This window comes from Kitasatospora sp. NPDC056327 (assembly GCF_042261735.1).
In the GTDB taxonomy this organism is placed as follows: domain Bacteria; phylum Actinomycetota; class Actinomycetes; order Streptomycetales; family Streptomycetaceae; genus Kitasatospora.
In genome coordinates, this window is record NZ_JBHJRC010000119.1 from 1 (window position 1) to 22,200 (window position 22,200).

Below are 22,200 nucleotides of genomic sequence, written 5' to 3' on the forward strand. Positions count from 1 at the left end.
GCCGCGGCACCCCGCCGCGGCCGCCTCCGTGCGTGTCCGGCCGCACTCAGCCCGCGGACGAGCGGTACTTGCGCACCGCCAGCCAGGAGAACACCGCGGTGATCAGCACCGGCCAGAGCACCGCCATCAGCTCGGCGTGCTGCATCGGCCACACGTCGTCCACCGGCCCGACCTGGTTGCCGAAGAGGTTGCGGCAGGCCTGCACGGTGGCGCTGAACGGGTTCCAGTAGGCGATCGCCTGCAGCCAGCCCGGCATCGAGCTGACCGGCACGAAGGCGTTGGAGATGAAGGTCAGCGGGAAGAGCCAGATCAGCCCGGCCGAGGTGGCCGCCTCCGGACTGCGCACCGAGAGGCCGATCAGCGCGCCGATCCAGGAGAAGGCGTAGCCGAGCAGGAGCAGCAGCCCGAACGCGCCGAGCGCGGACAGCAGACCGTCGTGGATCCGCCAGCCGACCAGCAGCGCGACCAGGGCCAGCACCACCAGCGTGAAGGCCGTCTGGAAGAGGTCCGCCAGGGTGCGGCCGACCAGCACCGCCGAGCGGGCCATCGGCAGCGAGCGGAACCGGTCCACCAGCCCCTTGGACATGTCCTCGGCGATGCCCGCCGAGGCGCCGGCCACCGCGAAGGTGACGGTCTGGGCGAAGATGCCCGCCATCAGGAACTGGATGTACGTGGAGGAGCTCGACTGCGCCCCGGGGATCCGGATGGCGCCGCCCATGACGTAGGAGAACAGCAGCACGAACATGACCGGCTGCATGAGGCCGAAGACCACGATCTCGGGTATCCGGGTCATCCGGCGCAGGTTGCGCTTGGCGACCACCCAGGAGTCGTGCAGGACGGCGTCCGCGCCCCGGCGCTGCTTGGGTACCGCCCCGCCGATGGCGTGCTCGGTGGCACCGGTCATCTCAGCGCTCCTTCCCGGCCGTGACGGCCTGCTGGTCCGTGCCGGGGCCGTCGCCCCGCCGGCGCCCCTTGCCGGCCGTGCCGTTCTCGTCCTCGTCGGCCGCGGTGTGGTGGCCGGTGAGGGAGAGGAAGACGTCGTCCAGGGTCGGCCGGCGCAGACCGATGTCGTCGATCCCGATCGAGCGGGAGTCGAGTTCGCGGATCACGTCGGCGAGCACCCGGGCCCCGCCGCTGACCGGAACGGTGATCCGGCGGGTGTTCTTCTCCACCGCCGCCTCGCCCAGCGCGTACCCGGCGAGCGCCGCGACCGCGTCGCCGACGAGCTCGGGCCGCTGCACGACGAGCTCGATCCGCTCGCCGCCGATCTGTGCCTTGAGCTGGTCGGCGGTGCCGCGCGCGATCACCCGGCCGTGGTCGACCACGGCGATGTCGTGGGCGAGGCGGTCGGCCTCCTCCAGGTACTGGGTGGTGAGCAGCAGCGTGGTGCCCTGTTCGACGAGGGTCTCGATGACCTCCCAGAGCGCGATCCGGTTGCGCGGGTCGAGGCCGGTGGTCGGCTCGTCCAGGAACATCACCGGCGGACGGACGACCAGCGCGGCGGCCAGGTCGAGCCGTCGGCGCATGCCGCCGGAGTACGTCTTGGCGGTGCGGTCCTTGGCCTCGGTGAGGTTGAACCACTCCAGCAGTTCGAGCGCCCGGCTCTTCGCCTCCCGGGCGGGCATCTGGTACAGCTCGCCCACCATCCGGAGGTTCTCCAGGCCGGTGAGGTACTCGTCGACCGCGGCGTACTGACCGGAGAGGCCGATCAGGCTGCGGACCCGGTTCGGGTGTTCGAGGACGTCGACGCCGGCCACCGTGGCGCGGCCGGAGTCGGGGCGGAGCAGGGTGGTGAGGACGCGCACGGTGGTGGTCTTGCCGGCGCCGTTGGGGCCGAGCAGTCCGAGCACCGTGCCCTCGGGGACGTCGAGGCTGACGCCGTCCAGGGCTCTGACGTCGCCGAAGGTCTTCACCAGGTTCTCGGCTTGGATGGCTGGCGCCATGGGCCTGTCTCATCTCCTCGGAAGAAGGATGGAACTGCGCGGTGGCGGAACGGGTGGAGAAACAGCGTTCTGTCCCACTTTGCCCCCGATCGGGGCGCGCAAGCGACTCGTTGCCGTCGGCACGACGGCAGAACGCGATGTATCGCGAGTCCGGCAGCCGCAATATATCGCGTCGGCGAACCACCGGGCACCGGCCGCCCCTCCGCTCCCCCGGGCCCCTACCGGGACACCACGTACCCCTCGCCCCGCAGCTCGCCGAGCACCGCCGCGCAGTGCTCGGGGCCCTTGGTCTCCAGGTGCAGGTCCACCTCGACCTCGGTCAGCCCCAGCTGCGGATCGACCCGCACGTGCGCCACGTCCAGCACGTTGGCGTCCACCCTGGTCAGCACCCCCAGCAGCCCCGCCAGCGCGCCCGGCCGGTCGGCCAGCCGCACCCGCAGCGACAGGTACCGCCCCGCCGCCGCCAGCCCGTGCCGCAGCACCCGCTGCATCAGCTGCGGGTCGATGTTGCCGCCCGACAGCACCGCCACCACCGGGCCCCCGAACGACCCCGGCTGCTCCAGCAGGGCCGCGACCGGGGCCGCCCCGGCGGGCTCCACCACCAGTTTCAGCCGCTCCAGCCCGAGCAGCAGCGCCCGGGACAGCGAGTCCTCGGAGACCGTCCGCACGCCGTCCGCCAGGGTGTTGACGATCTCGAACGGGACGTCCCCCGGCCGCCCGACCATGATCCCGTCCGCCATCGTGGCGAACCGCTCCAGCGAGACCGGGCGCCCCGCCGCCAGTGAGGGCGGATACGCCGCCGCGGACGCCGCCTGCACCCCGATCACCCGCACGTCCGGCCGCAGCGGCTTGACCGCCGCCGCGATCCCGGCCAGCAGGCCGCCGCCGCCCACCCCGACCAGCACGGTGCGCACCTCGGGGCACTGCTCCAGGATCTCCAGGCCGACGGTGGCCTGCCCGATCACCACGTCCCGGTGGTCGAAGGGGTGGATGAACACCGCGCCGCCCGCCTCGGCGTACCGCTGCGCCGCCCCCAGCGCCTCGTCGACGCTCGCCCCGTGCAGCCGCACCTCGGCGCCGTACTCCCGGGTCGCCGCGATCTTCGGCAGCGGCGCGGAGACCGGCATGAAGACGGTCGAGCGGACCCCGAGCAGCGCGGCGGCCAGCGCCACCCCCTGCGCGTGGTTCCCGGCACTCGCCGCGACGACCCCGCCGGCCCGCTGCACCGGTGAGAGGCCCGCGATCCGCACGTACGCCCCGCGCAGCTTGAACGACCCGGTCCGCTGGAGGTTCTCGCACTTCAGGTGGACCGGCGCGCCGACCAGTGCCGAGAGGTGCCGGCTGCCCTCCATCGGCGTCACCCGGGCGATCCCGGCGAGCATCTTCTGGGCGCCGCGGACGTCGTCGAGGGTGATCGGCCAGCTGTGCATGGGAGAAGCCTAGAGCCCCGCCGCGGCCCGCCCCGGGACGTCGGCCCTGTTCCCGGGCCCGCCCGGCCCGCGTACGCTGCTGCTTCTGAGCCTCTCTCACCGCACGACGATCGTGAGCCGCGATGATGACGACCTCGCCCCAGGCCTCCGACCTCACCGACCCCGTGCACGCCCAACTCCAGTACCAGCTGGCGGTGTTCGCCCGCAGAATGGAGCAGGTCCGCGGATCCGACGGGGTGGCCGCCCTGGTCCGGGCGGCCTACCTCCTGCTCGAACGGCTGGAACGTCTCGGCCCCGCCAACGTCAAGGCGCTGGCCGACGCCCTGGGCGTCGACTCCTCCACCGTCACCCGGCAGGTCGCACCGCTGGTCGCGGCCGGCCTGGTCGGCCGGGTGCAGGACCCGGCCGACCGGCGCGCCGTCCGGCTCGCCCTGACCCCGCTCGGTGCCGGCCGGCTGGACGAAGTACGGGCCGGCCGCACCGAGTTGACGCGTCAGCTGGTCGCCGACTGGCCGCCCGAGGAGCAGCGGGCGTTCTGCGCCCTGCTGGCCCGCTTCAACCACTCCATGGAGTCGTACACCGCGGGCCGGCAGGGCGACCGGCACCCGTCGGACGTCAGCCCAGCGCCTGCCTGAGGTCGGCCAGCAGGTCGTCGATCGACTCGATGCCGACGGAGACCCGCACCAGGTCGGACGGCACCTCCAGGGCCGAACCGGCCACCGAGGCGTGGGTCATCCGCCCGGGGTGCTCGATCAGCGACTCCACGCCGCCCAGCGACTCGCCGAGGGTGAACAGCCGCGCCCGGTTGCAGACCTCGACCGCGGCCTCCTCGCCGCCGGCGACCCGGAACGACACCATGCCGCCGAAGGCCTTCATCTGCTTGGCGGCGATGTCGTGACCGGGGTGCTCGGGCAGGCCCGGGTACAGCACCTGGCTGACCGCGGGGTGACCGGCGAGCAGCTCGGCGACCTTCTCGGCGTTGGAGCTGTGCCGGTCCATCCGGACGCCGAGGGTCTTGATGCCGCGCAGCACCAGCCAGGCGTCGAACGGGCCGGAGACCGCGCCCATCGCGTTCTGGTGGTACGCGACCTCCTCGCCGAGGCCCGCCTCGGCGATCACCAGGGCGCCGCCGACCACGTCCGAGTGGCCGCCCATGTACTTGGTGGTCGAGTGCACGACCACGTCGGCGCCCAGCGCGATCGGCTGCTGCAGGTACGGGCTGGCGAAGGTGTTGTCGACCACCAGCAGGGCGCCGGCGCCGTGCGCGATCTCGGCGAGCGCGGCCAGGTCGGTGATGCCCAGCAGCGGGTTGGAGGGGGTCTCCACCCACACCGCGCGGGTGTTGGGCCGCAGCGCCTCGCGGACGGTCGCGAGGTCCTGGGTGTTGGCGACGGAGAACTCGACGCCCCAGCGGGTCAGCACCTTGGCGAACAGCCGGAAGGTGCCGCCGTAGGCGTCGTCGGGGATCACGATGTGGTCGCCCGGCTTGAGGACGGTGCGCAGCAGGGTGTCCTCGGCCGCCAGGCCGGAGGCGAAGGCGAGGCCGCGGGCGCCGCCCTCCAGCGCGGCGAGGCACTCCTCCAGCGCGGTGCGGGTCGGGTTGGCGCTGCGGCTGTACTCGTAGCCGCCCCGCAGGCCGCCCACCCCGTCCTGCTTGTAGGTGGACACCTGGTAGATCGGCGTGACGACGGCCCCGGTCTGGGGGTCTGCTTCCTGACCCGCGTGGATGGCGAGGGTCTCGAAGCCCTGGGGAAGCTGGTGCTCGGTCATGCTCCGAGCGTAGTCGGCGTACGGCCGACTGCCGTCCGGAAGCCGCCGGGACGCCGCCGCGCCCCCGGAATCCACGGGCGCCCGGTCACGTTGGAACGTCCGGAACCCTCCCCGAACCCGTTGGAGCAGGCCGTGCTGTTCAACCGCCACAAGACCTCGCTCGTCCCCGCCGACCAGGCGCTGCCCGGCCGCCAGGCCCCGGCGTTCACGCTGAGCGAACCGCACACCGTGCTCGGTCACCCGCTGACCGGCCCCCACCCCGCCGGCCTGGAGGTGGCGGACTTCGGGCTGGGCTGCTTCTGGGGCGCCGAGCGGACGTTCTGGCGGCTGCCCGGCGTCTGGACGACGCTGGTCGGCTACCAGGGCGGCCACACCCCGAACCCGACGTACGAGGAGGTGTGCAGCGGGCTGACCGGGCACACCGAGGCGGTCCGGGTGGTCTTCGACCCGGCGGTGATCTCCTACGAGCGGCTGCTGAAGACCTTCTGGGAGGCGCACGACCCGACCCAGGGAAACCGGCAGGGCAACGACGTGGGCACCCAGTACCGCTCCGCGGTCTACACCCACTCCCCGGCGCAGGCCGCCGCGGCGACCGCCACCCGGGACGCCTTCCAGCCGGCGCTGACCGCGCTCGGCCTCGGCCCGATCACCACCGAGATCGCCCCGGCCGGACCGTTCTACCCCGCCGAGCCCTACCACCAGCAGTACCTCTCGGAGGCGAAGAACCCGAACGGCTACTGCGGCCTCGGCGGCACCGGCGCCAGCTGCCCGATCGGCGTCACCAGGACGGCCTCCGGGGGCTGACCGGCACCGGGGCGGGGTCCCGGCTTCCGCCGGGACCCCGCGGGGGCGCAGACTGGAGGGACCAGGTGGGCGGCCGCGTCACCGCCCCTGGTGGCGGGGCCGCTCCTTGTCCCGAGGAGCACCTCATGGCCGGTCTCATCCGCAGGAACTTCGACACCGATCCCGAGGAGGTCCGCCCCTTCGAGGCGGACAAGGGCGAGCTGCGCCTGGTCAACCTGGACGGCGGGGCCGTCGGACGGGCGGTGTTCCAGCCCGGCTGGCAGTGGTCCCGGCACATCAAGCCGATCGCGGGGACGGACAGCTGCCGCTCCGCCCACGCCGGCTACGTCGTCTCCGGACGGATGAGGATCGTCATGGACGACGGCCAGGAGGACGAGTTCGGACCCGGCGACTTCATGATCTGCCCGCCCGGCCACGACGCCTGGGTGGTCGGCGACGAGCCGGCGGTCGTCCTGGACTGGCAGGGCTTCGGCGACTACGCCAGGCAGTCCTGAGCCCCCGGCCGGCGGTGGTCAGGCCCGCCGGACCTCGTGCATGAAGCAGCCGAACTCCACCGCCCGGACATGCACCACGGCCACCTCCGGGTCGGCGAGCAGCGCCGCCGCGCCCGCCTCCGCGGTGTCGGGCAGGACCCGCACCCCGCCGAGGATGCGCCCGTGCCGGTCGTAGGCGCGCAGCACCCGCTCGCCGTTGTGGAAGCCCTCGGGCCAGTCCCCGCCGGCCGTGCCCGCGCACGGGCCGTCGTGCACGAAGACCGGGCCGACCTCGTCGTAGGGGCCCGGCTCGGCGCCGGTCCCGGCGGCCCAGCGCCGCAGCGGCGCGTAGCCGACCAGGGCGATCCGCTCGCCGGCCCGGGCCCGGCGCAGGCAGCAGCGCAGCGGGGCGCCGCCGGTTCCGTCGACCGAGCGGACGGGCGGGCGGCCCGCGTCGTCGCGCACCAGCAGGGTCCGGTGGACGGCCGGGTCGATCGGCCGGACGGTGGGTGCGGCCCGGACGGCCGGCGCGGTGGGGTTCGTCGTCATGCCTCCACCCTCCCGGCCCGGCCGCCCGCGGTCCGGCGGTTTTGCGCCCTCGCGTTCGGCGGCCCGGCGGTGCCGCCGGCCGGGCGCGTCACGCCGGCCGGCGGTGCGGGGGTACGGGACAGGACGGAGCGGTGCCTCAGAGGGCGCTGCCGGCCTTCCAGTCGGCCCAGCCCATGTTCCAGCCGTTGAGGCCGTTGGACGGCGCGACGGTCTTGTCGCCGGAGTTCACGACCTCGACCACGTCGCCGATCATCGAGCTCTTGAAGAACCTGTAGCCGTCCGCACCGGTGTCCTGGCCGCCCTTGACGTCGCGCAGGCCGACGCAGCCGTGGCTGGTGTTCTGGCTGCCGAAGGTCGACGCCGGGGACCAGTAGTTGCCGTGGATGAACGTGCCGGAGGTGCTGAGCCGCTGGGCGTGCGGCACGTCCGGGATGTCGTACTCGCTGCCGAGGCCGACGGTCTGCGAGTTCATCCGGGTCTGCTGGTACTGCTCGGTGATCACCATCTTCCCGCCCCAGGTGCGGAACTCGGGCGAGCCGCCGGAGATCGCGTAGACGGCGGTGACCTGGCCGTCGGTGGTGACCGTGAGCTTCTTGGCGGCGAGGTCGGCGACGCTGGTCTGGGCCCGGCCGACGGTGAACCGGACGTCCTTGGACTGAGTGCCGTAGACGCCCTTGGCACCCTGGACGTCCTTGAGCCGGAGCTTGACGGTCACCTTGGTGCCCTTGGCCCAGTACTGCTGCGGGCGGAAGTCGAGCCGGGTGCTGGAGAACCAGTGCCCGACGATCTCGACGCCCGGCTCGGCGATCACGGTGATCGCCTCCTGGACGGCCTTGCGGTTGCTGACCGCCTTGCTGAAGTTGATCGAGACGGGCATGCCGACGCCGACGACGGAGCCGTCCTCGGGGGTGAAGTAGCCGACGAAGGTGTTGGCCGGGGTCGCCGTGGTGAAGACGGCGTTGGCGTCGGCCTCCAGCTTCTCCTTGTCGACGGCGGCCGCGGACACCGTGTACTTGGTACCGCTGGCCGGCGCGGCGGCGGAGGTCCAGACGGTGCGGTCGGCGGACAGTTCGCCGGCCAGCGCCTTGCCGGCGGCGTCGGCGACCTTGACCGTGGTGAGCGTGCCGCCGGCGACCGCGACCCGGACCGGCTCGCTGAAGCTGGCGGCGCCGGCGCCGTCGGCCGGGGTGACGGTGATCACGGCGACCGAGGTCCTGGGGGTGCTGGTGGCGCCGGGCGTCGGCTGTCCGGTGGCGCCGCCGGCCGTGGGGCTCGCGCCGCCGCTCGCGGTGCCGCCCGGGCCGCCCGTGGCACCGGTCCCGCCGCCGCCCGTGGGGCTCGCGCCGCCGGTGGCGGCGTCGGTGGCCTTGTCGTCGTTGCAGGCCGCCAGGAGGAGCACCGGAGCGCCGACCAGGCCCGCCAGTACGCCGCGCCGGCTCCAGTTGCTCCCGGCCGACCGGCCCCGACCTTCCCGTGCCGTCACGTCGCCCACTCCCTGCTGATCATCCGGGCATTACGGATACAGAAACGCAATCCGTGCGTTCACGGTTCCATCACCAATGGTTTGTGATCGTACGAGATGACGAATCTCGTCGCCAAATAAGGACAAAACGCCCGGTCCACCATCGGTGGACCGGGCGTTCACGAGCCGTGACGGGCGGGCGGGCCCTACTCGGCGGACTCCTCCACCGCGTACTCGTCCCACTCGTCGCTCTCGGGGTCGAAGTCGGTCTTCGCCGACTCCCAGGTCGCCGAGGCGAGCTCGACGCCCGGGACGTCGCCGAGCAGCGCCACCGGGTCGATGAAGTGGGCGAGCGAACCCGACGGGTCCACCTCGATGGCCTCGGCGGACTGTGCGCGCTCCTCGTCGTCGAGGTACTCGTCCCCGGCCACCTGCTCCAGGGCCGCCGCCTTGAGGGCGCCCTCGTCGGTGATCTCGGCGATGAGCTCGATGCTGAGCCGGACGTAGCGCGGGCTGTCCTGGCCGGTCGTGTCAGTGCTGGTCATGGCAGCGAGGTTACGGGATCGCGGCCGCACCGGAGGACCGGACGAACGGGAGGGGCCGGCCCCGGGAGGGACCGGCCCCGCCGTCTCCGTCGCTCCCCCACCCGGGAACCGCGGAGACGCGCCAAGCGGCGCGATCGCCCGGGGAACCGCCGCACCCTGTCAGCCGGCCGGAGCCGGACAGGGGCGGGACGACGGCGCCTCCACGGGCGGGGACACCGGGCCGGGTCAGGACCGGCCCTCGTGCCCGAGACGGGCCGTGCCGCCGGGGAGCCGCTCCCGGTCGTTCGGCGCCGTCTCGCTCGGCGTCTTGCCGTGAGCACAACGATGCCGCAGCGTTGTTAACCCCGTGCTGCACGGAGATGACGCCGGTGTACCAGTTCGCCCGGAAACGGAAGTTCCGCTCCGGGAACGGCGGTTCGCCCGGGGAACGGCGGTCCGCCCCGCGGCGGGCACCGCCGGGACCGGCCGCCGGGTCGGGGTCGGCGGCCGGGCGGGCGTCAGTGCCCGGCGCGGCTGCCGGTCAGGAAGCCCAGCAGGTCCTGGCGGGTGACGATGCCCTGGGGCTTGCCCTCCACCAGCACCACCGCGGCGTCGGCCTTCTCCAGCACCGTCATCAGGTTGGTGACGGTCTCGCCCGAGCCGACCACCGGCAGCGGCTTGGACATCACCTTGTCCAGCGTGTCGGTCAGCTGGATCTCGCCCGCGAAGACGCCCTCCAGCAGCAGCTTCTCCACCACCGAGCCGATCACCTCGCCGGCCATGATGTCCGGGTGGCCGGCGCCCGGCGAGACCACCGGCATCTGCGAGACGCCGTACTCGCGCAGCACCCGGACCGCCTCGGAGACCGTCTCGTTGGGGTGCATGTGGACGAACTGCGGGATGCCCTCGTGCTCGATGGCGTCCTTGCGGGCCAGCACCTCGCCGATGTGGGCCTCGTCGGTGGCGGACGGCAGGAAGCCGTAGTCGGCCATCCAGTCGTCGTTGAAGATCTTCGACAGGTAGCCGCGGCCGCCGTCCGGCAGCAGCACCACGACGACGTCGTCCGGACCGAGCCCGCGCGCCACCTCCAGCGCGGCGACGACCGCCATGCCGCAGGAACCGCCGACCAGCAGGCCCTCCTCCTTGGCCAGGCGGCGGGTCATCTGGAAGGAGTCCTTGTCGGAGACGGCGACGATGCCGTCCGCGACGGAGCGGTCGTAGGCGGTCGGCCAGAAGTCCTCACCGACGCCCTCGACCAGGTACGGCCGGCCGGTGCCGCCCGAGTAGACCGAGCCCTCCGGGTCGGCGCCGATCACCTTGACCGTGCCGCCGGAGACCTCCTTGAGGTAGTTGCCGGTGCCGGAGATGGTGCCGCCGGTGCCGACGCCCGCGACGAAGTGGGTGATCCGCCCCTCGGTCTGGTCCCAGAGCTCCGGACCGGTGGAGTGGTAGTGCGAGGCCGGGTTGTCCGGGTTGGAGTACTGGTCCGGCTTCCAGGCGTTCGGGGTCTCCCGGACCAGGCGGTCGGACACGTTGTAGTACGAGTCCGGGTGCTCGGGGGCGACCGCGGTCGGACAGACGACCACCTCGGCGCCGTACGCCCGCAGGGTGTTGATCTTGTCGGTCGAGACCTTGTCCGGACAGACGAAGATGCACTTGTAGCCCTTCTGCTGGGCCACGATCGCCAGGCCGACACCGGTGTTGCCGGAGGTCGGCTCGACGATGGTGCCGCCGGGCTTCAGTGCACCGGAGGCCTCGGCGGCCTCGATCATGCGCATCGCGATGCGGTCCTTCACCGAGCCGCCCGGGTTGAAGTACTCGACCTTGGCGAGCACGGTGGCGCTGATCCCCTCGGTGACCTTGTTCAGCTTGACCAGCGGCGTGTTGCCGACCAGGTCGATGATCGAGTTGTGGTACCGCACGGGGGGTCCTCCCGGTCTGTGGGCATGCGACTGATTTCGGTACTGCAAAGCCTAGGCCGTACCACGTGCCCCGGAAGGCCCGTGCGACCCACGAACGGCCCACCCCCGTCGTAGGCCGCCGCCAACGCGGGTACTAGGGGTGTACACGCATCGGCAACGGCCCCCGCCCGGGTGGCACGAGGACGCGAAGGGGGCACCGGATGCCAGGGGCACAGGAGTCGCGGGCCCGGGTGGCCCGCCGGATCGCCACCGCGGCGGCGTACGGCGGCGGCGGGCTCGGCGTGCTGGGCGTGGGCCTGGTGGGCCTGCTGCTGACCGAGAGCAAACTGGCCGTCCAGGCCATCGGCGTCCTGGACGGCGACCCCCCGAAGGCCGACGGCGTCTACGGCGAGGCCTTCGCCGACACCGCCGCCGCGCCGCAGCCGCCGCTGGTGCTGGCCTTCCTCGGCGACTCCACCGCGGCCGGCCTGGGTGTGCTGCGGGCCCGCGAGACCCCGGGCGCGCTGCTCGCCGCCGGGCTCGCCTCGGTCGCCGAGCGTCCGGTCCGGCTGGTCAACGTGGCGTTCTCCGGCGGGCGCTCCGCCGACCTCGCCGGCCAGTTGCAGCAGGCCCTGCCGCACCGCCCCGACATCGCCGTGATCATGGTCGGCGCCAACGACGTGACCAGGCACAGCCCGGCCGACCTCGCGGTGCGCCAGCTCGGCGGGACGGTCGCCGCGCTGCGGGCCGGCGGCTGCGAGGTGGTGGTCGGCACCTGCCCCGACCTCGGCACCATCAAGCCGGTCCGCCCGCCGCTGCGCTGGGTGGCCCGCCGGCTGAGCCGGCAGCTGGCCGCCGCGCAGACCATCGCGGTGGTCGAGGCCGGCGGGCGGACGGTCTCGCTCGGCTCGCTGCTCGGGCCGGAGTTCGCGGCCCGCCCGGAGATGTTCGCCGCCGACCGCTACCACCCGTCGGCGCAGGGCTACGCGACGGCCGCGATGGCCGTGCTGCCCTCGGTCTGCGCCGCCCTGGGCCTCTGGCCGGAGGAGGAGCGGGCGGACGGCGCCGTCCCCGGCCGGACGGTGCTGCCGGTGGCGGTGGCCGCCGCGGCCGCGGCCGGACGCTCCGGCACCGAGGTGGCCGCGATCCGCGGCGAGGCCGGCGCGGCCGGGCGCTGGGCGCTGCTGCGCCACCGCCTGCGGGTCGGCCTGCCGGGTCCCTGGGCATCCGAGGGACCTCGCGAACCGGCCGGTCCGGGGCCCGCGAACACGTCGGCCAGCTCACACGCCGGGGCGGGTGACGACGGACCTACCAGACGGTAACTTTCCTCCCGGACGCCCGTCCGCCGCCACCCCGCGAGGAGCCCGCCATGCCCGAAGCCGTCATCGTCAGCGCCGTCCGTTCGCCGATCGGCCGGGCCTTCAAGGGTTCCCTCAAGGACGTCCGCCCCGACGACCTGACCGCGCACGTCGTCCGGGCGGCGCTGGACAGGGTGCCGCAGATCGACCCCCGGCAGATCGACGACCTGATGCTCGGCTGCGGCCTGCCCGGCGGCGAGCAGGGTCACAACCTGGCCCGCGTGGTGGCGGTGCAGATGGGCATGGACTACCTGCCCGGCACCACCGTCACCCGGTACTGCTCCTCCTCGCTGCAGACCACGCGGATGGCGCTGCACGCGATCAGGGCCGGCGAGGGCGACATCTTCGTCTCGGCCGGCGTCGAGACCGTCTCGCGCAGCGTCCACGGCACCTCCGACGGCATGCCGGGCACCATGAACCCGCTGTTCGACGAGGCGCGGGCGCGGACCGCGAAGCGCGCCGAGGAGGGCGGCGGCGAGTGGCACGACCCGCGCGGGGACGGGCTGCTGCCGGACGCCTACATCGCGATGGGCCAGACCGCCGAGAACCTGGCAGCGCTCAAGGGCGTCACCCGCGCCGAGCAGGACGAGTTCGGCGTGCGCTCGCAGAACCTCGCCGAGGCGGCCCTCGAAGCAGGATTCTGGGAGCGCGAGATCACCCCGGTCACGCTGCCGGACGGCACCGTGGTCGGCAAGGACGACGGCCCCCGCGCGGGCGTCACGCTGGAGGGCGTCTCCGGCCTGAAGCCGGTGTTCCGCCCGGACGGCACGGTCACCGCGGGTAACTGCTGCCCGCTGAACGACGGCGCCGCCGCACTGGTCGTGATGTCCGACACCAAGGCCCGCGAGCTGGGCATCACCCCGCTCGCCCGGGTGGTCTCGACCGGTGTCAGCGCGCTCTCGCCCGAGATCATGGGCTACGGCCCGGTCGAGGCCTCCAGGCAGGCGCTGCGGCGGGCCGGGCTGACCATCGGCGACATCGACCTGGTCGAGATCAACGAGGCGTTCGCCGCCCAGGTGATCCCGTCCTACCGGGACCTCGGCGTCGACCTGGACAGGCTGAACGTCAACGGCGGCGCCATCGCGGTCGGCCACCCGTTCGGCATGACCGGCGCCCGGATCACCACCACCCTGATCAACTCCCTGCAGTGGCACGACAAGCAGTTCGGCCTGGAGACGATGTGCGTCGGTGGCGGCCAGGGCATGGCGATGGTCCTCGAACGACTCGCCTGAGGCGACCCGCGTCAACCCGGAAGGGTCTGGACCACCCGTTTGGAGTGACGCAGCGTAATTGAGGGCCGGATCACATCGAGAGGTCGATCCGGCCCTCTTTCCTTTCGGTTCCGGTCCGGAAATCGACAGTGCGGAGCGGATCAACTCCGCAGCGTAGAGCGGTACTACCTAACAATTTGGGGACAAGAGCGAAAGTCACGGACAAAGTAGACATTCGCCACTGCGGTAACAGCGCCGGATGCGGCACTGTGGAGACGTAACCCCGTTCCGCTCCTCGCAAGGAGTACGTTCCGTGAGCGCCGTCTACACCATCCTGCTGCTGATCCTGATCTCCGTGTCGACCGCCGTGCTGCTCCACCTCCGGGCCATCTCCCGCCGGTTGGACGCGCGGGCCGCCGTCGCGCCGGCCGTCGACGAGGCCGCGATACGCCGGGCCGTCACCGAGGCGCTGGCCGCCGACCGCGAGCGCGAGATCACCGAGGCCCGGGCGTTCTGGGCCGAGCAGGAGGCCCGCGCGGCCGAGGACGCACCGCTGTTCGACTCCCCGTTCGCCGGTGTGCTCAACACCACCGACGAGTGGCCGCTGTTCTTCCCCCGGCCCACCGGGCCGACCGAGGCCGCCGACAACGCCGGCACCATGGACCCGGAGTTCGGCGAGGCGCTGCGCTCCGCCCTGGAGGACCTCATCAACGAGGGCGGCACCCGCCCGGCCGGCCCGGACGGCGAGGGCGGCACCCCGCTGCGCCCCGGCCACCCGGCCGGCGCCCCGGCCGAGGGCGGCACCGGCGACGCCCGCGCCCGCCGCGAGGCCGACCTGCTGGCCACCGGCCTGGAGGCCGGCCTGCTGGACGCCGAGCCGGCCGTCGAGAGCGCCCCGGTCGCCGCGCCCGACCCGCGCCGCCACCCCTCGCACCCCGACTTCGTGCCCAGCCAGATGCCCTCCCGGGAGTGGACCGACACCCGGCTGACCGCGCTCGCCGAGGAGGGCACCGCCCTGGTCGACGTCCGCCCCGGCCCGCTCGGCACCCTGGACGTCTACGCCTTCGCCGACGGCACCACGCTCTGCGTGGCCCCGGGCGACCGCGAGGCCGCCTACCGGCTGATCGACGCCGTCCGGGCCGGCGAGAACGTCCGGCTGCTCGGCGGCTCCCGGTTCTCCGGCTCCTACTCGCTGACCTTCTCCACCGACGACGACACCGTCTACGTGCTCGCCGACCGCGTGGTGGCCAGCATCTGACCCGAACACCAGGGGGCCGGCCGGATCAGGGGGTTACCGATCCGGCCGGCCCCCGGCGCACGCACCCCCGCCGGCCTCCCGGGGCCCGCGTCCCCGCCCGGGCCCGCAACGGCCCGGGCGGCCCGCGCTCACAGGACGGCGGCCGTCCGCGCGACCCGCCCCAGCGCCTCGGCCCGCACCGCCGCCGTGTCCTCCCCCGGCCGCGCGGCCAGCGCCGTCACCAGGTCGTGGCCGACCACCGCGAGCTGGTCGCCCACCGCGAACGGTCCGGCGTCCGGCAGCTCCCGCGGCGGCGCGCCGTTCCCCGTCCCCGTCGTCCCCGCCCCCGTCGCCTCCGGGCCCGTCTCCGCCCGCTGCGCCTCGGTGGCCAGCCAGCGCGCCAGCGCCAGCCCGGCCGCCGCCCGCGAGGGGTGCCCGGGAACGGCACCGAGCAACCGGCTCTGCGGCATCGCGCGGAACCGGTCCGCCAGCGCGTCGACGGCTTCGGCCAGGGTCATCCCCACGGGGCTCTCGGACATGCCGCGAGCATACGGGCCGCCCGCCCGGCCCGGAAAAGCCGCCGGGCCCCGGAGCGGTGGCTCCGGGGCCCGGCGGCAGTGACGGTGCGGCGCGGGATCAGTCGTCGCCGCGCAGGATCGCGATCAGCCGCAGCATCTCGACGTAGATCCAGACCAGCGAGAGGGTGAGCCCGAAGGCCGCCCGCCAGGACTCCTTCTGCGGGGCACCGTGCGCGATCGCCTCCTCGATGGCCGCGAAGTCCAGCGAGAGGAAGAACGCGCCGAGGCCGATGCCGACCAGGCCGACCACGATGCCCAGCGGGCCGGAGCGCAGCCCCATGTCGGCGCCGAAGACCATCGAGGCGACCATGTTCACCAGCATCAGCAGCACGAAGCCCATGGCGATCGCGATGCCGATGCGGGTGTAGCGCGGGGTGACCCGGATCCGTCCGGTCTTGTACGCGATCAGCATCGCCGCGAAGACCGCCGCGGTGCCCAGCACCGCCTGGATCGCGATCCCCGGCAGCGCCGCGTTGAGCACCTTGGTGATCGCGCCGAGCGCGAAGCCCTCCAGGGCCGCGTAGAGCAGGATCAGCGGCGGGCTGACACTGCGCTTGAACGAGACCACCATGCCGACCACGAAGGCGATCAGCGAGGCGCCGATGGCCAGGCCGAAGTTGCGGTCGGGCAGCGCGAACCAGGCGAGACCGCCGGCCGCGACCAGGGTGAGCAGGGTCATCGCGGTGCGCGCGACGACGTCGTCGAGCGTCATCCGGCCCGTCGCCAGCGGACCGGCGGACGGCGCGTTGTACATCTCGACGAGCTGCTCGTCGGTCAGCGGCGCACCGCCCTGCGGCTGCTGGGCGTAGGGGCTGTTGGCGTACGGGTTGTTGCCGTACGGGCTGTTGCCGTAGGGGTTGGTGCCGGACGGGCCCCCGGCCGGCGGGGTCTGGGTGGTCCCGAAACCCGCGTAGCCGGAATCGCGGGTGAAGGACCCCTCCCGCGAGAAGACCGGGTTGCTGCTTCTCATTGCTCATTCCCTTCGTGGCGGCACTGCACCGCCCGAACCACCAGGGTAATGGCTTGGCAAAAAAATGGGCATCCGCCGCGAGAAGGATTCGGCCGCTGACCTCCGGCGGGGACGCCTGAGGGCGTCCCCGCGAGCAAGTACGTGCCCAGAGCCGGACTCGAACCGGCACGGCCTTTCGGCCAAGCAGTTTTAAGCTGCCCGTGTCTGCGTTCCACCATCTGGGCGTCCTGCGGACCCGGCTCCGCCGACGGAGCGGAGAGCGGTGCTCCGCCGCCCGCGCGGGCCAACCCTGAGCCTAGTCTCCCGGCCTCCTCTTTCGCATGTTCCGAGGCGGGGAAGTTGTCATGTTTCCTTGCCATCTGACGAACTGTCCGTGATTTGGCCACCGGACCCGCCCGATCCGGCCACCGCCGTTCCGCTCAGGGTCCGTGTCATACCGCAGGAGGAGGGCGCCACCTGGGCGTACACCCAGCGGTGGTCAGGCCAACCGTCCGGCGGAGCGACGAGAAACCATGATCGTCCGGCGGACCATGGGAGTACCGCCGGAAGCCCCTGGAAGGGCCCGGCCGGTCAGGACCTTCGCGCACCTTCCCGGCGCCGCGCCACCCGGCGCCGCCGGCCCCACACCCGAGGAGCACCCCCGTGACCACGCCGACCGCAACCGCCGTCCGTACCGGCCGGGCGGCCGCCCGCGCCACCGGCCTGAACAAGGTCTACGGGGAGGGGGAGACCCGCGTCGTCGCCCTCGACAACGTCAGCGTCACCTTCCCCCAGGGCGAGTTCACCGCCATCATGGGCCCCTCCGGCTCCGGCAAGTCCACCCTCATGCACTGCATGGCGGGCCTCGACACCGTCACCTCCGGCTCCTCCACCATCGGCGACACCGAACTCGTCGGCCTCAAGGACAAGCAGCTCACCCAGCTGCGCCGGGACCACATCGGCTTCATCTTCCAGGCCTTCAACCTGCTGCCCACCCTCACCGCCCTGGAGAACATCACCCTCCCGATGGACATCGCCGGCCGCCGGGCCGACAAGCCCTGGCTCGACCGCGTCGTCGAGACCGTCGGCCTCTCCGGCCGCCTCTCCCACCGCCCCAGCCAGCTCTCCGGCGGCCAGCAGCAGCGCGTCGCCTGCGCCCGCGCCCTCGCCGGCAAGCCCGACATCGTCTTCGCCGACGAACCGACCGGAAACCTCGACTCCCGTTCCGGCGCCGAGATCCTCTCCTTCCTGCGCAACTCCGTGCGCGAACTCGGCCAGACCGTCGTCATGGTCACCCACGACCCCGTCGCCGCCTCCTACGCCGACCGCGTCGTCTTCCTCGCCGACGGCCGGATCGTCGACGAACTGACCGGTCCGACCGCCGACGCCGTCCTGGACCGCATGCGCCGCTTCGACGCCAAGGGCCGCACCAGCTGACGCACCCCGTCCGCCGCCCGTCCCTTCGCAGACCACAGGACCCCAGGACACCCCATGTATCGCACCGCACTGCGCAACGTGCTGGCCCACAAGGGCCGACTGCTGATGACGGCGCTGGCCGTCATGCTGGGCACCGCCTTCGTGGCGGGCACCATGGTCTTCTCCGACACCTTCGGCAAGGCCATGCGGGAGAACAACTCCAAGAGCTACTCCGACGTCTCGGTGCAGATCGTCGACCGCGCCGCCGGTGCCACCGCCACCGCGCAGGAGAAGAGCGAGAAGAACCCGGTCACCCTGACCGACGCCACCGTCCAGCAGCTCGTCGCGCTGCCCGGCACGGCGAGCGCCCGCGGTGTGGTCGGGGGCTTCACCGGCGTCGCCGACCGGAGCGGCAACCTGATCGGCCAGCCCTGGACCGCCAAGGGCGCCAACTTCGCGCCCGGCGCGGACGGCAGGGACGCCCGCTACCCGATGGCCGAGGGCCAGGGCCCGAAGACCGGCAAGGAGATCGCCCTCGACCGCAGGACCGCCGACAAGGGCGGCTACAAGGTCGGCGACACCGTCCGGGTCGGCTCCAACGGCCCGGTCCTGGAGGCGAGGCTCAGCGGCATCTTCACCACCGACGACCCGGTGGTGAACAGCGGCGGCACCCTCACCCTGTTCGACCGCGGAACCGCCCAGCAGCTGCTGCTGGAGCCCGGCCGCTACAGCAGCATCGTGCTCACCGCCAAGCCCGGCACCACCCAGGACGCCCTGCTCGCCGAGGTGAACCAGAAGCTCCGCCCGGAGCAGCAGATCGACGTCCGCACCGGCGCCGAGCTGAAGGCGGAGGACGAGCGGCTGATCACCAGGAGCAGCGAGAGCATCCGCACCATGCTGCTCGCGTTCGCCGCGATCTCGCTCTTCGTCGGCATCTTCATCATCGCCAACACCTTCACCATGCTGGTCGCCCAGCGCACCAAGGAGCTCGCCCTGCTCCGCGCGATCGGCGCGAGCCGCAAGCAGGTGACCCGCTCGGTGCTGGTCGAGGCCTTCGCCATCGGCACCCTCTCCGCCGCGGCGGGCCTGGTGGCCGGTCTCGGCGTCGGCGCCGGGATGCAGTCCCTGATCGCCTCGCTGGACGACGGCATGCCGACCGGCTCGCTGGTGATCAAGCCGCTGACGGTGGCGGTCACCCTGGTCGTCGGCATCCTGGTCACGGTGCTCTCCGCACTGCTGCCGGCCGTCCGCGCCGCGCGGATCGCCCCGGTCGCCGCGATGAGCAGCGGTGACCAGCCCACCAGCCAGAAGTCGCTGCGGATCCGCAACGCCATCGGCTCGCTGGTCGCCGCGGCGGGCATCGCCCTGGTCGCCTTCGGCGCCTCGAAGGGCAACTCCGACGGCCGGATGCCGGTCGCCCTCGGCGCCCTGCTCGCCGTCCTGGGCGTCTTCGTCCTGCTCCCGCTGCTCTCCCGCCCGGTGATCGCCCTGGTCGGCCCGGTCCTCGGCAGGCTGTTCGGCACGCCCGGCAAGCTGGCGCGGCAGAACGCGGTGCGCAACCCGCGCCGGACCGCCGCCACCGCCGCGGCGCTCACCATCGGCCTGACCCTGGTCAGCGGTCTCACCGTGATCGGCGCCTCGGTCGCCGACACCCTCGACCGGACCGTCACCAGCTCGATGAAGGCCGACTACATGGTCTCCGCCGCCAACGGCATGAGCCTCTCCGACAAGGTCCCGGCCGAGATCGCCAAGGCCCCCGGGGTGGCCGCCTCCTCGCCGCTCACCACCGTCTACTGGGAGCTCAACGGCAAGGAGAAGTCGATCACCGGCCTGAACGGCGACAGCATCGAGAAGCTGGTCTCGGTGACGATGAAGAGCGGCTCGATGGCCTCCGCCGGCCAGGGCAGGCTGCTGGTCGACGAGGACCTCGCGACGAAGCTGGGCGTCACCACCGGGTCGACCGTCAACGTCACCTTCGGGGACGACTCCAAGGGCGCCCTGACCGTCGGCGGCGTCTACGAGAAGGGCGGCCTGCTCGGCGGGGCGCTGCTGGCCAACAGCGAGATCGTCAAGCACGAGCCGCAGCCGTACCTGAACAACGTCCTGGTCAAGGGCACCGCCGGGGAGACCGACGGGCTGAAGAAGGCGCTCAAGGACGCCACCGGCGCCAACCCGGTGATCGAGGTCAAGTCGCGCCAGGACGTCCGGGACGACTTCAGCCAGACCATCACCTTCGCGCTGAACCTGATGTACGGCCTGCTGGCGATGTCGGTGATCGTCGCGATCCTCGGGGTGATCAACACCCTGGCGATGTCGGTCTTCGAGCGCAAGCGCGAGATCGGCATGCTGCGGGCGATCGGCCTGGACCGCGGCGGCATCAAGCGGATGGTCCGTCTGGAGTCCGTGGTGATCTCGGTCTTCGGCGCCGGCATCGGTGTCCTGCTCGGCAGCTTCATGGCCTGGGCCATCAACGGCACCCTGAAGGCCAGCCTGCAGGGCATGACCACGGTGATCCCCTACGGCGAGCTGCTGCTCTTCCTGGCGCTGGCCGGCCTGGTCGGCCTGGTGGCCGCCTTCTGGCCCGCCCGACGGGCCTCCAAGCTGGACATCCTGGCCAGCATCAAGACCGACTGAGCCGGGTCGGACCACCCGGTCCGACGCACGCGAAGGCCCCTGCCGGAGGGTTTCGGCAGGGGCCTTCGCGTCACTTCTGTACTCCGCCCGACTTCGCACGGCCGGCTGAGCACCACGGAGGTCGTGGTCCGGCAGCGCTGCCGGGCGGAGGGCCTCCGACTCATACCCCGGTGCTCCCACACCGGGGTCCGCAGTCGACTACTTGCTGGCGAGCTCCTTGTCGGCGGCCGGCTTCGCGGCCTCGACGGCGGGCTTGGTGGGGGCCGTGACCTCCTGGATCGGCAGGTACGGCTGCTCCATCTGCGACAGGCCGACCATCTCGCGCTTCAGGAAGACCGCGAGGGTCCAGTCGGTGAAGACGCGGACCTTGCGGTTGAAGGTCGGGACCATGGCGCCGTGGTACAGGCGGTGGAACCACCAGGCGGGGCGGCCCTTCAGCTTGTACTTGCCGAAGAGGATCGCCACGCCCTTGTGCAGGCCGAGACCGGCGACCGCACCCAGGTTCTTGTGCTTGTACTCCTGCTGCGGGAAGCCCCGCATGCCGGAGATCACGTTGTCGCCGAGGACGGCGGCCTGACGGACGGCGTGCTGCGCGTTCGGCGGGCACCAGGCGCCCTCGCCGGCGGCGAGGTCCGGCACCTGGGCGTTGTCGCCGGCGGCCCAGACGTAGTCGAAGCCCTGGACCTGGAGGGTCGGCGCGGTGTCGACGTGGCCGCGCGGGCCCAGCGGCAGGCCGAAACGGGCCAGCACCGGGTTCGGCTTCACGCCGGCCGTCCACACGATGGTGGAGGCGTCCATCTCCATGCCGTTCTTCAGCACGACGTGGCCGTCGACGCAGGAGTCCATCGAGGTCTCGATGTAGACCTCGATCTTGCGCTCTTCGAGCTTCTCCTTGGTCCACAGACCGAGGTCCGGGCCCATCTCCGGGAGGATCCGGTTGGCGGCCTCGACCACCACGAAGCGCATGTCCTCGCGGCTGACGGTCTTGTAGATCTTGGCGGCGTCGCGCGCCATGTCCTCGACCTCGGCGATCGTCTCGACGCCGGCGAAGCCGCCGCCGATGATGACGAAGGTCAGCGCCTTGCGGCGGACCGCCTCGTCCGTGGTGGACTCGGCCTTGTCCAGCTGCGCCATGACGTGGTTGCGGAGGGCGATGGCCTCCTCAACGGTCTTCATGCCGATGCCGTGCTCGGCCAGACCCGGGATCGGGAAGGTCCGGGAGACCGAACCGGTGGCGACGACCAGGTAGTCGAAGGGCAGCTCGTACGAGTCGCCCGCCGAGGGCTGGATGGTCGCGATCTTGCGCTCGTGGTCCACACCGGTGACCGCACCGGTGAGCACCTCCGCGTTCTTCAGCGCGGTGCGCAGGGGCGCGACGAGGTTGCGGGGCGCGACGTTGCCGCCGGCCGCCTCGGGGAGGAAGGGCAGGTACGTCATGTACGACCGCGGGTCCACGACCGTGACGGTCGCTTCGCCGTAGCGCATCTTCTTGAGGATGCGCATCGCGGCATACAGGCCGACGTAACCACCGCCGACAATGAGGATGCGAGGACGCTCCGTGGTGCTCATATCCGAAAGTATCCAGCACCGTCCGGAGCAGCCTTCGTGAGCCCGCTCACAAGCTTCTGGACCCCCTGTGCTACACTACGCGCCCCCTTTTCGGCCCCCCACCGGCTCCCCCGGGGCCGCCCCGGCCCCGCGACGGACCCGTCCGCGGAGACGGCCCCGCTGAGCAGCAACGATCCATGGCCGGGCCCGGTTCCCGCATGGAATTTCGATTTTCAAACCTCGGGCGGGGCGGAACCTGCGATCCAGTGGCCATCACGCCCAGCGAGCCTTCGGTCCCACATATCGGACGGAGCGGTCCGCCGGGCACGGCGAAAGGCTGGATCGTCATGTGAAGAAATTCACGAACCTTTCCGCGGGGCCCCGGCGCGTCCCGGCCCCGGAGCCCCGGAGGG

The 22,200-nt window shown here is 72.5% G+C and carries 19 protein-coding genes and 1 tRNA gene; 8 read left to right on the forward strand and 12 right to left on the reverse strand.

What is annotated here, in order from left to right:
- Positions 1-46: 46 nt before the first annotated feature.
- The 3 genes from ACFCX4_RS18925 to ilvA form a co-directional block, all read right to left on the reverse strand.
- Positions 47-904: an ABC transporter permease gene (locus ACFCX4_RS18925; protein ID WP_376143793.1), complete on the reverse strand. Its 858-nt coding sequence runs from the start codon at positions 902-904 to the stop codon at positions 47-49.
- Position 905: 1 nt separating this feature from the next.
- Positions 906-1,943 (reverse strand): ATP-binding cassette domain-containing protein, encoded by a 1,038-nt coding sequence (locus ACFCX4_RS18930; protein WP_376143795.1) that lies wholly within the window; start codon positions 1,941-1,943, stop codon positions 906-908.
- Positions 1,944-2,161: 218 nt separating this feature from the next.
- Entirely contained in the window at positions 2,162-3,373 is a 1,212-nt protein-coding gene (ilvA, locus tag ACFCX4_RS18935; protein ID WP_376143797.1) for a threonine ammonia-lyase, read from the reverse strand.
- Between the two features lie 125 nt (positions 3,374-3,498).
- Between ilvA and ACFCX4_RS18940 the strand changes: the two genes are divergently transcribed.
- A complete protein-coding gene (locus tag ACFCX4_RS18940) occupies positions 3,499-4,008 on the forward strand; it encodes a MarR family winged helix-turn-helix transcriptional regulator (protein ID WP_376143828.1) in 510 nt (169 codons plus the stop codon).
- On the opposite strand, the gene ACFCX4_RS18945 is transcribed toward ACFCX4_RS18940, so the two are convergent.
- On the reverse strand, positions 3,989-5,143 hold the full coding sequence (locus ACFCX4_RS18945; protein WP_376143799.1) for a cystathionine gamma-synthase: 1,155 nt from the start codon (positions 5,141-5,143) through the stop codon (positions 3,989-3,991). The two genes, ACFCX4_RS18940 and ACFCX4_RS18945, sit on opposite strands and share 20 nt — an antisense overlap.
- A 132-nt stretch (positions 5,144-5,275) precedes the next feature.
- Between ACFCX4_RS18945 and msrA the strand changes: the two genes are divergently transcribed.
- Positions 5,276-5,947: a peptide-methionine (S)-S-oxide reductase MsrA gene (gene msrA, locus ACFCX4_RS18950; protein ID WP_376143801.1), complete on the forward strand. Its 672-nt coding sequence runs from the start codon at positions 5,276-5,278 to the stop codon at positions 5,945-5,947.
- Between the two features lie 125 nt (positions 5,948-6,072).
- A complete protein-coding gene (locus ACFCX4_RS18955; protein WP_376143803.1) occupies positions 6,073-6,441 on the forward strand; it encodes a cupin domain-containing protein in 369 nt (122 codons plus the stop codon).
- A gap of 18 nt (positions 6,442-6,459) precedes the next feature.
- On the opposite strand, the gene ACFCX4_RS18960 is transcribed toward ACFCX4_RS18955, so the two are convergent.
- From ACFCX4_RS18960 to ACFCX4_RS18975, 4 genes are all read right to left on the reverse strand, one after another.
- Positions 6,460-6,969, reverse strand: a complete 510-nt coding sequence (locus ACFCX4_RS18960) for a DUF1203 domain-containing protein (protein ID WP_376143805.1) — start codon at positions 6,967-6,969, stop codon at positions 6,460-6,462.
- A 136-nt stretch (positions 6,970-7,105) separates the two neighbouring features.
- Positions 7,106-8,452, reverse strand: a complete 1,347-nt coding sequence (locus tag ACFCX4_RS18965; RefSeq protein ID WP_376143807.1) for an Ig-like domain-containing protein — start codon at positions 8,450-8,452, stop codon at positions 7,106-7,108.
- A gap of 185 nt (positions 8,453-8,637) precedes the next feature.
- A complete protein-coding gene (locus ACFCX4_RS18970; protein WP_376143809.1) occupies positions 8,638-8,976 on the reverse strand; it encodes a hypothetical protein in 339 nt (112 codons plus the stop codon).
- A gap of 497 nt (positions 8,977-9,473) precedes the next feature.
- Complete coding sequence (locus tag ACFCX4_RS18975; protein ID WP_376143811.1) at positions 9,474-10,877, reverse strand: cystathionine beta-synthase; 1,404 nt, start codon at positions 10,875-10,877, stop codon at positions 9,474-9,476.
- 200 nt (positions 10,878-11,077) lie between these two features.
- Between ACFCX4_RS18975 and ACFCX4_RS18980 the strand changes: the two genes are divergently transcribed.
- From ACFCX4_RS18980 to ACFCX4_RS18990, 3 genes are all read left to right on the forward strand, one after another.
- Positions 11,078-12,178 (forward strand): SGNH/GDSL hydrolase family protein, encoded by a 1,101-nt coding sequence (locus ACFCX4_RS18980; protein ID WP_376143813.1) that lies wholly within the window; start codon positions 11,078-11,080, stop codon positions 12,176-12,178.
- 47 nt (positions 12,179-12,225) lie between these two features.
- A complete protein-coding gene (locus ACFCX4_RS18985; RefSeq protein WP_376143815.1) occupies positions 12,226-13,446 on the forward strand; it encodes an acetyl-CoA C-acetyltransferase in 1,221 nt (406 codons plus the stop codon).
- A 292-nt stretch (positions 13,447-13,738) separates the two neighbouring features.
- Entirely contained in the window at positions 13,739-14,683 is a 945-nt protein-coding gene (locus tag ACFCX4_RS18990; RefSeq protein WP_376143817.1) for a hypothetical protein, read from the forward strand.
- A gap of 128 nt (positions 14,684-14,811) precedes the next feature.
- On the opposite strand, the gene ACFCX4_RS18995 is transcribed toward ACFCX4_RS18990, so the two are convergent.
- The 3 genes from ACFCX4_RS18995 to ACFCX4_RS19005 form a co-directional block, all read right to left on the reverse strand.
- Positions 14,812-15,201 (reverse strand): hypothetical protein, encoded by a 390-nt coding sequence (locus ACFCX4_RS18995; RefSeq protein WP_376143818.1) that lies wholly within the window; start codon positions 15,199-15,201, stop codon positions 14,812-14,814.
- Between the two features lie 97 nt (positions 15,202-15,298).
- Positions 15,299-16,210, reverse strand: a complete 912-nt coding sequence (locus ACFCX4_RS19000) for a Bax inhibitor-1/YccA family protein (RefSeq protein WP_376143820.1) — start codon at positions 16,208-16,210, stop codon at positions 15,299-15,301.
- 142 nt (positions 16,211-16,352) lie between these two features.
- Positions 16,353-16,434 (reverse strand) — tRNA-Leu (locus tag ACFCX4_RS19005).
- A 418-nt stretch (positions 16,435-16,852) separates the two neighbouring features.
- Between ACFCX4_RS19005 and ACFCX4_RS19010 the strand changes: the two genes are divergently transcribed.
- Positions 16,853-17,626, forward strand: a complete 774-nt coding sequence (locus ACFCX4_RS19010; protein ID WP_376143822.1) for an ABC transporter ATP-binding protein — start codon at positions 16,853-16,855, stop codon at positions 17,624-17,626.
- 54 nt (positions 17,627-17,680) lie between these two features.
- A complete protein-coding gene (locus ACFCX4_RS19015) occupies positions 17,681-20,239 on the forward strand; it encodes an ABC transporter permease (protein WP_376143824.1) in 2,559 nt (852 codons plus the stop codon).
- Between the two features lie 198 nt (positions 20,240-20,437).
- Here ACFCX4_RS19015 and ACFCX4_RS19020 read toward each other — a convergent pair whose 3' ends face one another.
- A complete protein-coding gene (locus ACFCX4_RS19020) occupies positions 20,438-21,808 on the reverse strand; it encodes an NAD(P)/FAD-dependent oxidoreductase (RefSeq protein ID WP_376143826.1) in 1,371 nt (456 codons plus the stop codon).
- Between the last annotated feature and the right edge of the window lie 392 nt (positions 21,809-22,200).